The sequence below is a fragment of the Kribbella sp. CA-245084 genome (genome assembly GCF_050942355.1).
In the GTDB taxonomy this organism is placed as follows: Bacteria; Actinomycetota; Actinomycetes; order Propionibacteriales; family Kribbellaceae; genus Kribbella.
Genome location: NZ_CP192053.1, coordinates 8,465,459 through 8,477,638 on the forward strand (window position 1 = coordinate 8,465,459; position 12,180 = coordinate 8,477,638).

The 12,180-nt window shown below is 68.2% G+C and carries 14 protein-coding genes; 6 read left to right on the top strand and 8 right to left on the bottom strand.

Annotated features, from left to right (window positions below):
• Window positions 1–110: 110 nt before the first annotated feature.
• Entirely contained in the window at window positions 111–347 is a 237-nt protein-coding gene (locus ACQPYH_RS40610; protein ID WP_432882942.1) for a glutaredoxin family protein, read from the bottom strand.
• Window positions 344–1,786 carry a class I adenylate-forming enzyme family protein gene (locus ACQPYH_RS40615; protein ID WP_432882945.1) on the bottom strand — a complete coding sequence of 481 codons (1,443 nt, stop codon included), beginning with the start codon at window positions 1,784–1,786 and terminating at the stop codon, window positions 344–346. Before ACQPYH_RS40615 ends, ACQPYH_RS40610 begins: the two co-directional genes overlap by 4 nt.
• Window positions 1,787–2,180: 394 nt before the next feature.
• Here ACQPYH_RS40615 and ACQPYH_RS40620 point away from each other — a divergent pair, with 394 nt between their 5' ends.
• Window positions 2,181–2,723 (top strand): sigma-70 family RNA polymerase sigma factor, encoded by a 543-nt coding sequence (locus ACQPYH_RS40620; RefSeq protein WP_130384882.1) that lies wholly within the window; start codon window positions 2,181–2,183, stop codon window positions 2,721–2,723.
• 106 nt (window positions 2,724–2,829) lie between these two features.
• On the top strand, window positions 2,830–4,041 hold the full coding sequence (locus tag ACQPYH_RS40625; RefSeq protein WP_432882948.1) for a DUF5667 domain-containing protein: 1,212 nt from the start codon (window positions 2,830–2,832) through the stop codon (window positions 4,039–4,041).
• Between the two features lie 59 nt (window positions 4,042–4,100).
• Here the strand turns inward: ACQPYH_RS40625 and ACQPYH_RS40630 are convergent, their stop codons facing one another.
• From ACQPYH_RS40630 to ACQPYH_RS40640, 3 genes are read right to left on the bottom strand one after another with little or no spacing between them, the layout of a single operon-like run.
• A complete protein-coding gene (locus ACQPYH_RS40630; protein WP_432882950.1) occupies window positions 4,101–5,222 on the bottom strand; it encodes a lysophospholipid acyltransferase family protein in 1,122 nt (373 codons plus the stop codon).
• Entirely contained in the window at window positions 5,215–6,222 is a 1,008-nt protein-coding gene (locus ACQPYH_RS40635) for an NAD-dependent epimerase/dehydratase family protein (RefSeq protein WP_432882952.1), read from the bottom strand. Before ACQPYH_RS40635 ends, ACQPYH_RS40630 begins: the two co-directional genes overlap by 8 nt.
• A 46-nt stretch (window positions 6,223–6,268) precedes the next feature.
• Window positions 6,269–6,370 carry a 30S ribosomal protein bS22 gene (locus tag ACQPYH_RS40640; protein WP_008356322.1) on the bottom strand — a complete coding sequence of 34 codons (102 nt, stop codon included), beginning with the start codon at window positions 6,368–6,370 and terminating at the stop codon, window positions 6,269–6,271.
• Between the two features lie 110 nt (window positions 6,371–6,480).
• On the opposite strand from ACQPYH_RS40640, the gene ACQPYH_RS40645 reads away from it, so the two are divergent.
• Complete coding sequence (locus ACQPYH_RS40645; RefSeq protein ID WP_432882956.1) at window positions 6,481–7,158, top strand: class I SAM-dependent methyltransferase; 678 nt, start codon at window positions 6,481–6,483, stop codon at window positions 7,156–7,158.
• Here the strand turns inward: ACQPYH_RS40645 and ACQPYH_RS40650 are convergent.
• Complete coding sequence (locus ACQPYH_RS40650; RefSeq protein ID WP_432882958.1) at window positions 7,155–7,328, bottom strand: hypothetical protein; 174 nt, start codon at window positions 7,326–7,328, stop codon at window positions 7,155–7,157. The genes ACQPYH_RS40645 and ACQPYH_RS40650 overlap by 4 nt on opposite strands.
• A gap of 104 nt (window positions 7,329–7,432) precedes the next feature.
• On the opposite strand from ACQPYH_RS40650, the gene ACQPYH_RS40655 reads away from it, so the two are divergent.
• Complete coding sequence (locus ACQPYH_RS40655) at window positions 7,433–7,648, top strand: hypothetical protein (RefSeq protein ID WP_432882961.1); 216 nt, start codon at window positions 7,433–7,435, stop codon at window positions 7,646–7,648.
• Here the strand turns inward: ACQPYH_RS40655 and ACQPYH_RS40660 are convergent.
• On the bottom strand, window positions 7,645–9,471 hold the full coding sequence (locus ACQPYH_RS40660; RefSeq protein WP_432882964.1) for an AfsR/SARP family transcriptional regulator: 1,827 nt from the start codon (window positions 9,469–9,471) through the stop codon (window positions 7,645–7,647). The genes ACQPYH_RS40655 and ACQPYH_RS40660 overlap by 4 nt on opposite strands.
• A gap of 56 nt (window positions 9,472–9,527) precedes the next feature.
• Between ACQPYH_RS40660 and ACQPYH_RS40665 the strand changes: the two genes are divergently transcribed.
• Window positions 9,528–10,379 (top strand): alpha/beta fold hydrolase, encoded by an 852-nt coding sequence (locus ACQPYH_RS40665; RefSeq protein WP_432882967.1) that lies wholly within the window; start codon window positions 9,528–9,530, stop codon window positions 10,377–10,379.
• Here the strand turns inward: ACQPYH_RS40665 and ACQPYH_RS40670 are convergent.
• Window positions 10,369–11,604 (bottom strand): amidohydrolase family protein, encoded by a 1,236-nt coding sequence (locus ACQPYH_RS40670; RefSeq protein ID WP_432882970.1) that lies wholly within the window; start codon window positions 11,602–11,604, stop codon window positions 10,369–10,371. The genes ACQPYH_RS40665 and ACQPYH_RS40670 overlap by 11 nt on opposite strands.
• A 64-nt stretch (window positions 11,605–11,668) precedes the next feature.
• Between ACQPYH_RS40670 and ACQPYH_RS40675 the strand changes: the two genes are divergently transcribed.
• Window positions 11,669–12,157: a MarR family winged helix-turn-helix transcriptional regulator gene (locus ACQPYH_RS40675; protein ID WP_432882973.1), complete on the top strand. Its 489-nt coding sequence runs from the start codon at window positions 11,669–11,671 to the stop codon at window positions 12,155–12,157.
• Window positions 12,158–12,180: the final 23 nt, after the last annotated feature.

A 12,180-nucleotide genomic window follows, 5' to 3' on the forward strand; every position in this document is an offset into this window, starting at 1 on the left:
TCTCCTGGGAGCGGTTGGTTCACCGCGGTCTGACGGCCGGCGGCAGCTCTTACTCTAGGAGCTTGTGAACGTGAGAACAAAATCGGCGAGGGTGACCTGCAAGACACGCCCTAGCTTGTCAAGGCCTTCCTGAGCCTCGCGGGGTCCACCCGCCAGAAGTCGTGCTGCTTCCCGTCGACGAACGTGACCGGGATCTGTTCGCCGTACTGCGTGAACAGCTGGTCATCCTGGGTGATGTCGACCTCGGTCCACTCCACGCCCGCCTCGGCACACACCCCCCGGATGACCTCCCGGGCGTCGTCGCACAGGTGACATCCCGGCTTCCCGTACATCACAACCCTGCTCATCGGTCCCGCAACCGCCCCTTGGCGACCTTGCCCGTGACCGAGTGCGGCAGCTGGTCCACGACCTCGATCTCGACCGGGGATTTGAACCGCGCGAGCCGGCCCTCGGCGTACTCGCGGACCGCCGCGACATCCACCGTGGTGTCAGTCTGCGGTACGACGAACGCCTTGACCGCCTCACCCGTCTCTTCGGACGGCATCCCGATGACGGCCGCCTCCCGTACGCCGGGAGCGGCGACCAGCACTTCCTCGACCTCGCTCGGGAACACATTGAAGCCGGACACGATGATCAGCTCGCGCAGCCGGTCGACCAGGAACAGGTCGCCGTCCGAGTCCAGGAACCCGACGTCACCGGTGCGGTACCAGCCCTTCGCATCCGGACCGTCCACGCCGTCCGGCCAGTAGCCGGAGAACAGGTTGCCGCCGCGGATCAGGATCTCGCCGGGATCGTCGCCCTCGACGTCCTCGCCCTGCTCGTCGGCGATCCGGAGCTCGACGTTCGGCAGCGGACGGCCGACGGAACCGGGCTTCGGCTCGGACTCGCCCAGGGTCGTGGTGACGCCCGGGGAGGCCTCGGTCAGGCCGTACCCCTGGTGCACGAAGTGGCCGCTGACCTGCTCGAAGCGGTCCGCGAGCGTGCGGTCGAGCGTGGACGCGCCGGTCAGCACGACCTTGACCGACTGCAGTGCCTCGCGCAGATCGGCTCGACCCAGGAGGGTGTGCAGCGCCGGCGGGGCGAGCGGCAGGCGCGTCACGCCGTGCTTGCCGACCAGGCCGAGGGTCTCCTCGGGGTCGAACCGCTGCTCGACGATCAGCGCCGCGCCGGTGGCGACGGCCCAGCCCAGTACGGCGTTCAAGCCGAACGCGTGGAACATCGGTAGCACCCCGAGAACCACGTCCTCGGGCCCCATCCGGTCGGTTCCGAGCTCGGTGAGGTTCTGCACATTCGCGGAAAGTGCCCGATGGGTGAGCATCGCGGCACGCGGATCTCCACTGGTTCCGGACGTGTACAGCAGGACCGCGAGCGCCTCGGGATCGATCGGCAACGGTAACGGAGCGTCACCTTCGAGCTGGCCCGGCGCCACCGTCCGGACACCCTCGATCCGGTCCGCGAGGCCCGGTCCGGCGACCGCCAACCGCGCTCCGGAGTGCGCCGTGACGGTCGCGATCTCGGGCTTGGTGAGCCCGGTATTCAGCGGCACGGCAACCAGTCCGGCCCGGAGAATGCCCAGGTAGGACGTCACGAAGTCGATGCTGTTGGCAACCAGGAGCAAGACCCGGGCCCTGGGCACCAAACCGGCCGCGGCCAGCCCCTGCGCGGTCCGGTCGACGGCGGCGTCGACCTCGCTCCAGGTCAGTCGGCGGTCCCCGTCGACCAGCGCGGGACGCTCGCCGTGCCGTTGCGCTGTGTCACGAAGAATGTCCGCGAAATTCACGTTCACCAGGTGAGTCTGTCACGGCCACGGGGGCCACGGACTTTCAACCGGCTTGCCCAGAACGGTTGCAGCAGAGCGTGACCACCGATATACAGGTGACTTCGCGGGCGCGCTTCTGTCGAACCTCACACTGCAGAAACCCGGCCGCGCGGGGAACCTCATGCGCGATGCTCCACCCTCCCCACAGCAGGCTGCTCCGACTGACGGACGCAGTCCGCTGGCGCATTCGTGACGACCCAGACCGGACGGAAGGCGGCACGCCTCAGGCTGTTGACAGTATGTGTCCGAGCGACGACGCTCGGTGCTGCCTCAGCCACTGTGGCCATTCGCGGATGTGTCAGAAGACGTGTCAGTTGAACGGGGAGAAAACTTGACCACGCCGGAGCCAAGCCCGGACGGGATGAGACGTGCAGAGCTCGTCGATCGCGCCCAGGCCGGGGACGTCGGTGCCTTCGGTGAGCTGTACGACGAGTACTCGCTCACCGTCTATCGCTACATCTATGCGCGGGTGTCCTCGTCGGCACTCGCAGAGGACCTGACCAGCGAGACCTTCGTCCGGGCGCTGCGCGCGCTGGACTCGTTCCGCTGGCAGGGCCGGGACTTCGGCGCCTGGCTGGTGACGATCGCCCGCAACCTGATCACCGACCACTACAAGTCCGGCCGGGTCCGGCTGGAAGTGGTCACCGACGAGATCGAGACCCACGACCGGCAGACCGAGGGTCCGGAGATCGATGTGCTCGCCGCCGCGACCGCCGAAGTACTGCGGGACGCGGTCGCGGGTCTGCCGGACGAGCAGCGCGACTGCCTGACGATGCGGTTCTTCGCCGGCCTGTCGATCGCGGAAACGGCCAAGGCGCTCGAGAAGTCAGAGGGCGCCGTCAAGCAACTGCAACTGAGGGCCGTGAGGCACTTGGCGAAGGTTATCCCCAAGGACTTGAGGTGAGGCGGATGACAACGAATGTCTTTCGTAACCCGTCAGCGAGTTTCCTCGTTCCTCTTCATGAGGACCTGTCGGTGACCCCGACTGGCCATTGAGGAGAACGAACATCATGAGTGACCTACACAGGGCTCGAGCGCGCGCGGAGTCATTCGCGCACGCCGTCGATCACGGGCCCCGTCACTCCGCGCGACTGAGCGAAGACCCCGAGTTGCTGGAAGCTGTGGAGCTGGTCGGACGGCTGAGGACCGCCGGCGCAGTTGCACCGCGACCGGAGTTCAGCGCCGAGTTGCGGCACCGTCTGCTGGAGCAGGCGGCGGCGCGCGCGGCAACCACTGCGACTCCGATGATGGTGCGCAGCGCACCGGACAGCTCGGACGACCCGCCGGGTCGCGAGGACGTTGGCGCGTCCGTGACAGATATCCGCCGCCGACAGGGCCGGAGGATCCGGCTCGTGGCCAGTACCGCCGCGCTCGTCCTGCTCGGAGGTGGCATCGGTTCTGCCGCCGCCGCCCAGCAGGCCATGCCCGGCGACACGTTGTACGGAATGAAGCGCAGCATCGAGAACGTGTCGACCAATGTGAGCGTCGGAGACGACTCACGCGGCCGGCGCGACCTCGAGCACGCGATGACCCGACTGTCCGAAGTCCGCCAGCTCGCCGCCAACGGCGGATCGGTGGACACGATCAATGCGACCCTGGACGACTTCTCGGTGCAGTCCCGCAAGGGCGTGTCCCGACTGGTTGCGTCGTACCAGCAGAACGGCGACGAGAGTTCGATCAGCGCGATCACGGCCTTCATCACCAGCGCCCGCCAGGCTCTTGTGGGGCTCGCGCCCAAACTCCCGCCGGAGTCGCTGAAGTCCGGAGTGGAGGCGCTGGCGACGATCGAGCAGCTGGCGCAGCACACCTCGGCGGCCTGCCCGAAGTGCGCAGCGCCGAAGTCGGCCACCACCGGCGGCACCACCACCAGCAAGCCGAACCGGACGACGCCCGGTAACGGCGAGCCGAGTGACCCGGCCAAGCCGGGGACGAGCACCAAGGCGTCCTCGACCGTCCCGACACCCGGTACGTCGACCACGCTCCAGCCGAGCACGTCACCGACCAACATTCCGAACACCACGATCGTCGAGGAGTCCACGGACCCGCCTGCGACGGTCCTGAAGACACCACCGAAGCCGTCGTCGTCAAACTCGCCGATTGCGACGCCCACCGTGCTGCCTTCGCTGACCCCGACCACGCCGTCCTGGCCGTGGCCGTTCCCGACCACACCGCTGATCGATCTCCCAGGGATCATCAACACCCTGCTTCCGCCCTGGAAGTAGAGCACGACGCACAGAAGCCCGGCACACCGATCGTGTGCCGGGCTTCTTGTTTGCCCTGGTCAGAAGAAGACGCTGCGGCGTTGCATCAGCAGGGTGTAGAGGGTCTGCTGGATGGTCTCGCGGACCTGGTCGGTGACGTTGAAGACCAGCATCGGGTCGTCGGCGGCGCCGTCGGGGAACTCGTCGGTGCGGATCGGCTCGCCGAACTCGATCAGCCACTTCGACGGCAGCGGGATCAGCCCGAGCGGTCCGAGCAGCGGGAAGAACGGCGTGATCGGGATGTACGGGACGCCGAGCAGCCGGGCCAGCGAGGCGATGTTGCCGACCAGCGGATAGATCTCCTCGGCGCCGACGATCGAGCACGGGACGATCGGTACGCCGGTCCGCATCGCGGCACTGACGAACCCGCCGCGCCCGAAGCGCTGCAGCTTGTACCGCTCGGCGAACGGCTTGCCGAGGCCCTTGAATCCTTCCGGCCAGACGCCGACCAGGTTGCCCTGGCGGAGCAGCCGTTCGGCGTCGTCGTTGTTCGCCAGGGTCGCGCCGCCCTTGCGGGACAGCTCGCCGACGAACGGCGTCTGGAACACCAGGTCCGCCGCCAACGTGCGGAGCGGCCGGCCGGTGTGGTCCGCGACGACGACCTGGGTCACCAGTCCGTCGATCGGCATCGTGCCGGAGTGGTTCGCGACGATCAGCGCGCTGCCGTCGGTGGGGATGTTCTCGATACCGCGCACCTCGACGCGGAACCACTTCTCCACCATCGGGCGCAGCATCGGCAGCAGCACCTGGTCGGTCAGGTCGGAGTCGTACCCGAACTCGTCGAGCTCGTAGTCACCGCTCAGCCGCCGGCGCAGGAACGCCAGCCACTCGGCGACCCGGCGCTCGCCGTCCTCACCGAACAGCTCCCGCACGGCCCGCTCCAGCCGCCCGAAGTCCAGCCCGCCGAGATCCAACCCGGACAGGTCAGGCCCGTCGACGTCCGGCGCGGCACCGACCGACTCGACCGGAGTCGAGTCTGCCCCGCCGAGGTCATCACTACTTGCTTTGGCCCGGCTGTTCTTCTTCGAGCGGTTGCCTGGTCCTGCGAGTGCGCGGGCGGCGGCGGACGGCGTCGTACGGCGTCCGCTCCCGCGCCCGGGCCGGCCGCCGGAACCGATCGGGATCACGTCCGCGTCAGCCACGCAACGCTCCCAGCCCCGCGCCGAGCAGGCCTGTGAACCGCGTCGTCGCGCCGACCCCGAGCGAAGAGCGGAAGTCGTCGAACGCCTCCGCGGTCGTGTACTTCGGCTCGAACCCGAACTCGGTCCGCATCCGGGTCGTGTCCACACCGCGCCCGTACGTCAGGAAGGTGATCTGGTCCGGCGAGAAGTCCGCGAGCCGGGCCCGGCGGACGGCGGCGGCCGTGCTGGAGGCGGTGGACGAGGGCAGCCGCAGGGTCGGCCGGCCGAGCCGGCGGATCGCCTGGGACAGCGAGAGCATGCCGTCGCCGGCGAGGTTGAAGGTGCCGGGAAGGTCGTTGACGGTCGCGCGCTGGATCGCCTCGACGCCGTCGTCCTCGTGCAGGAACTGCAGGCGCGCGTCGTACCCGAAGACGGTCGGCACGACGGGGAGGGCGAAGTACCGCGTCATCGGGGAATCGGTTTTGGGGCCGATCCAGTTCGCCATCCGGAGCGTGGTGACGCAGACGTCGGGGCGGCGCCGGGCGAAGCCGCGCACGTACCCCTCGACCTCGACCGCGTCCTTGCTCAGCCCGTGGTGATGGATCGCCCGCGGCGCCATCTCCTCGGTGAACATGGCCGGATCGCGCGGACCAGCGCCGTACACCGTGGTCGAGGACTTGACCACCAGCTTGGCCACGCCGGACGCCTTCTGGCAGGCGGCGAGCAGCTGCATGGTGCCGATGACGTTGATCTCCTTCATCGACGAACGACCACCGGCACTGCCGGGGGTCGCCACGACGCCCGTATGGACGACCGTATCCACGCCTTCGGCCGCGATCACCTTGGCGATCACGGGGTTGCGGATATCGGCCCGGACGAACCGGACCCGCCCGAGCTCGGCCCGTGGCGGAACCACATCGACACCGAGCACGGTGCCGATCGCCGGGTCATCAGCCAGCCTGCGGGCACAGCGAGCACCGGCGTCTCGCGAGACGCCGGTCACCATCACTACCTGTGCCACGAGCTACCCCCAGCCGGACCGGGCGCGGCGGAACAGTACCTGCCGGCTACTTGCCGAGCTTGCGGCGCTGCACCCGCGTCTTCTTCAGCAGCTTGCGGTGCTTCTTCTTCGCCATACGCTTGCGGCGCTTCTTGATTACGGAACCCACGTCGGACCATCCAAACTCAAAGAGAACGTCGGCAAAGCTTACCTGTAGGTCACTCCCCCGACCTAAAGCAGCCTCCTCCACTAAACTTGGAACGACCTGGGGAGGCACGTATGACGGCAGGTACGACGGCCCGCTACGACGGTCTGGCGGACTGGTACGACGACCGGTTCGTGGTGAATGCGGAGCCGAATCAGCCCGGTGTGCTCGAGTTGCTCGGGCCCGGATCCGGGCCGTGCCTGGACATCGGCTGCGGCACCGGCCGCAACTTCGCGACCATTCAGGAGAGCGGTCGCACGGTGGTCGGCCTGGACTTGTCCGTCGATCAGCTCAGGCTTGCCCGGACCCGCACGGACGGACCTCTGATGCTCGCCGACGGCGCCGTCCTCCCGTTCGCGGACGCGTCTTTCGACACGGCGATGGTGATGTGGATCTCAACCGACGTGGACGACTTCAGCAAGGTGCTCGGCGAGGCCGCGCGAGTGCTGCGACCGGACGGGGTGCTGGTGGTCTATGGCGTGCATCCCTGCTTCAACGGGCCGCACGTCGTCTACAACGAGGACGACGGCAGCCGGTTGATCCACCCGACCTATCGGACCGCCGGCTGGCACGAGCCGGCGCCGTGGTGGGCCGATGACGGGATCCGCCGGCGGATCGGCATGAGCCACGTCCCGCTGGCGGAGTATCTGAACGCGATCATCAGCTCCGGTCTGACGGTCGAGCGCTTCGAGGAGCCCACCGGGCCTGACATCCCGCACGCACTGGCGTTCCGCGCGCGGCGTACCGGCTAGGCGGCTTTGCGGACGACGACCTCGGCGACCGGCTTGGTGAGGACGGCCAGGTGTGGGGTGGCGGTGGTCTTGGTGGTGCTCGCGTAGGCGGCTGGAGTGAACGCGACGGCGGCCAGGCCCAGAGTGGCGATGGTGCCTACGGCAACTGTTTTGACGATTCGGATCGGCATCGGGAGCCTCCTTCTGGTTGGTGGTTCCATCCTGGTGGCGCGGGCTGCGACGGTCCTGGAAGGAACCTGGGAGCCCGCTGGGAATGGCGCAGTACGGTGGTGGCATGGCGTACGTCGTCTTCATCGGTGGACTCGTGGCGGTGCTCGCGGGGCTGACCTGGTTCGCCTCGTGGGCTAAGCGGCGCGGGTACGGGTCCGGGGTGGCCGGCGCGCTCGCGGCGTACGACGAGGCGTATCGGACGACAGCGCATCAGTCGCACCACGAGCTGCGGCAGCAGGCTGACCGGAAGTCCGAGAGCGGTTCACCGGACGATCTCTAACGCAGGAAGTTCGCTACCGGGCCGAGCGTGAGCAGACCGCTGCCGGCTGCGTGCTCGTCTGCTGCCGGTGCCAGGGCGGCCTGCGCTTTCTCCAGCAACTGCGCGTCACCCGACTGCCGAGCCGCGTGGACGGCTAGGGCCCAGTAGGCCTCGAGCAGCAGGCCGGGCGGCGGCTCGGGCGTCGCCCGACGGGACGCCCGCGGATCGCCCGATGCCTTTACCCACGGCGCATGTGGGCCGTAGGCAGCCTCGGGGATCGGTTCGCCGTGACGGATGGCGTGCGCGGCCAACGCGAGCGGGAGCAGGCCGTCGCTCAGCCCTGGCATGCCGGCGCCATCCAACAGGGCAGCGGCTTCGCGGTAGGACTCGGGAGTGTCGTCGCGGAGGGCGGCGTACCAGCGGGTGAAGACGCCGACGAGCGGAAGTTCGTGACGAGCGGCCAAGGCGTCGGCGGCCGCGGCGTGTTCGTCGGCGGATGTGTGGTCGGCTCGCGCGCAGGCGGACTGGAGCCTGATCAGGTGACCCAGAACCTCGTAAGTAAAGAGGTTGTGGCGTTGCGAGAGGGTGATGAGCTCGGCGCCGATCGCGTCGCGTTCGGGAGCGAGACCGGCTCGGTAGCAGGTCTGCATGAAGACACCGTTCAGCGTGAACGCCAGCAGCGCCGGATCGTCCAGACCGCGCGCGAGCTGCTCGGCCTCGAGCGCTGCCTCGCGAGCACGCGTTGACCGCGAACCCCGCGATTCGAGTGCGATGGTCGCGAGCAGCCGAGCGCGGATGCTCGGATGGTCCTGCGTCGGCAGAACCCGTTCGGCCTTGGTGACGATCGCGGCAGCTTGCCCCTCGTCGTCGGATCGCGTCCAGATCGCCGGTACGTCGTACGCGCCAATCACTCGCGCCGTCAGATCGGGGTCGCCCAGCTCCTCAGCGGCGGTGATCGCAGCGAGGCGATGCCCACGAGCGGCCTCCAAGCCATCGCCCCCTGTGACCGCGAGATTGCGCAGTAGGCCGACCGTCGACTCGATCCGGGCGCGCGTCCCGCCGACCACGCGGTCGTACGCCGCGGCCGTCTCCGCCCACACGCTCCCGGCCGGCGTGAGATGCGCGGCCTGGTTGAGGATGTCGGTCTCCAGCCGACTGAGCGCCGGACCGGGATCGACGCCGAGCTGACCGATCAGAGTCTCCCGAGCGCGACGCAGTACGGCGAGAGCGTCGCCCTGCCGCTCGCTGCGGTACAAGGCCAACGCCAGCAACCGCCAGGCGTCCTCGCGCCACGGGTGCTCGGTCACATGCGCATCCAGGTCCGGCACCGCCTCCGCGGCGAGCCCCAACGCCAGGCGCGCCTCCCCGACCCGCTCCACCGCCCGCAACCGCAGCTCGTTCAAGCGTGAACGCTCGGCCAGTGCCCACCCTTCATCCGCAAATTCGGCGTACGCCGGACCACGCCACAACGCCAACCCTGCAAGCAGTTCCGGCAACAACTCCCCCGGCGGCAACGATGCCTGCACCGCCGCCTCGAACCGCCACGCATCCACTGCCTCGGTCCGCAACGCATAGCCAGGACCTTCCGTCACCAGCAACCTCGCCGGTGTCCGCGGTTCCCGATCCGGCTCGATCGCCCGCCGAAGCGCAGCCACAAACGTCCGCACCGCACTCAACGCCCCCGCCGGCGGATCCACCCACAAGTCATCCACCAGCACCCCCGCCGGCACAACCCGCCCCCGCGCCACAATCAACCGCCCCAACACCGCCCGATGCCGAGGCCCCTTCAAATCAACCGGGTCCGGGTCCCACGCCCCGACCGACCCAAGCACCCCGAACTCCACCCAGCCACCGTAGCGTGCTCATCGAACGCTCATCGGCATCCACCAGGCTGACCAGCGTGAACGTATTCGACTATCAACAGGTCCACGCGAACGGCGTGACCTTGAACGTTGCCGTCGCCGGTTCCGGTACGCCGGTCGTCCTGCTCCACGGCTTCCCGCAGACGCATCTGATGTGGCGGCACGTGGCGGTTGGGTTGTCTGCCGACCACACCGTGATTTGTCCGGATCTACGTGGGTACGGCGAGAGTGAGAAGCCGGACGGGGATTACTCGAAGCGGGTGATGGCGGCGGATGTCGTCGCGGTGGCTCGGGAGCTTGGACACGACCGGTTCGGGTTGGTGGGGCATGACCGGGGTGCGCTGGTGGCGTTTCGGGCGGGGCTGGATCATCCGGGGGCGGTCTCGCACCTGATGTGTTTGGACGTGTTGCCGACACTCGACATGTGGGACGTGATGCACGGGACGAGTGCGGCGGTGGGGTTTCATCTGTATCTGATGGCTCAGCCGGTCGGGTTGCCGGAGAAGATGATCGCGGCGGCGTCCGACGAGTTCTTCGGGTACTTCCTGGATCTGTGGACAAAGGATCCCGCGGCGATCCCGCCCGAGGTGCGGTCCGTGTATCTGGACGCGTCGCGGCGGGCGGTGCCGTCGATCGTCGCGGACTATCGGGCCTCGGCGACGATCGACGTCACGCACGATTCGGAAGATCTTGCTCAGGGCAACAAGCTGCGGATGCCGGTGACGGTGATCCAGCAGGACTGGGGCACCGCGCTCGGCTTCGACGCGGCCGCACGCTGGAAGGCCTGGGCGACCGACCTGCACCACCAGACCACGACCGCCGGCCACTTCATGGCGGAGGAGGCGCCGGACGAGATCAGTACGGCGATCCGCGCACTCCTCAAGCGGTGAGGTATGCCGTCGATTCGGCCAGCGCACCGAGCGCGTGATCCACCGATGTACTGACCAGCAGGCCGTCGCGCTTCACCGGCGTACCGCCGACGAGGACTGTGTCCACGTTGCCGGGATGCGCTGCGGTCACCACCGTCGCGACCGGGTCGTGCAGGCCGCCGGCGAGGTTGATGTCCGTACTGCGCAACAGCACGACGTCGGCCTTGTTGCCAATAGCAAGCGAACCGACGTCCGGCAAGCCGAGCGCTCGAGCACCGCCGTGGGTGGCCAGCTGCAGCACGTCCGCGGCGGAGAACGCCTTGTAGCCAAGGGCAAGCACCTCGTGCATCGCGCGGAACATGTCACCGCCGGAGGTGGTCACAACATCGATCCCGAGGCTGAAGTCGACCCCGGCCGCGCGGAGTCGACCAGCGAGCGGTTGACCCATCTCCATCCGGGCTTCCACCGTCGGGGTGACGGAAACTGTCGCGCCAGTCTCGGCGATCACCTTCAGTTCGGAGTCCGGCAGGTTGTTGCCGTGCACGTAGAGCGTGTTCGGCCGAGCCAGGCCGGCGTCGCGTAGTTGCGTGATCGGATCAGGCGTCTGCGAACTGCTGCTGATGTGCACCACAACCGGCACGCCCAGCGAGTCCGCGAGTTCCCAGTCCGCTTGGACAGTCTCGAACGGTGCGAACGAGGGCCCGATCGCCGCGACAGCAAGGCCAAGGCGGTCGGACTGCCGCGCCATGATGCGCCGCATCTCCGCCGGGTCGACGGCGCCACCACCGAGCGGAGAAGGACCGTAGCCGAAGACCGCCCGGATCCCGCTGCGCTCCAACGCATCCAGCGCGGCGTCGGCATGCTCGGGCGTCCGCTGCACATGTGAATAGTCCTGGACCGTGGTGATTCCGGCGTTCAAGCACTCCAACGCGCCGACAAGGTTTCCTGCCGCAACATCTTCCGCGCGGAACCTGGCCCCGTACGCCCCCAGCACCCGCTCGAAGTACGTCCCGAGGTCGTCGTCGACCGTGATCCCGCGCAACGCCGTCTGCCACAGATGCCGATGCGTGTCCACAAACCCGGGCAGCACGATCCGCCCACTCGCGTCGATCACCTCGGCATCCACGTCCAGACCGGGCCCGACCGCCGCGATCCGCCCGTCCTCGATCAGTACGTCGGTCTCCCGTCGCACGACCACCTCCGGGAAGGTGTCGACCACCGTCCCACCCCTGAGCAACAACCTCACCAGCATCCCCCTCACTAGAAAGCTTTCTTAAAAGCTACCACCAAAGCATTCTAGGATGTCAACCATGAAAGACGATCCGGTCGACCGGCTGATTGCTTCCTGGTGGCAGGAGTTGCCGGAGGTGCTGTATCCGAGCAGCGAGCTGGCGAAGCGGATCATGCTGCTCGCCGGCGAGCTGAACGAAGCGACCCGACGGGTACTCCGCGACCTCGGCCTCACCACCGCGGAGTTCGACGTGATCGTCTCCCTCCGCCGAGGCGGCACGCCATACCGCCAGAAGCCCTCCGACCTCAGCCGGAACCTCCTCCTTTCGTCGGGCGGCACCAGCAACGTGACGAATCAGCTCGTACGCCGTGGACTCGTCGTCCGCGAGCCGGACCCTGATGACGGCCGCGGCACACAAATCCGCCTGACACCGGAGGGGGTCAGCCTTGCGGAGCGAGCGGTGAAGGCGAGCTCGGCCGCGCATCACGAGCTCTGGGCGGACCTACCGGACGGGACCGTCGACCAGGCAGCGAAGGCGCTCCGACCGCTCTTCAGACCGCAGGCATGACGAAGGGGCCGGTCCTCGGTGGG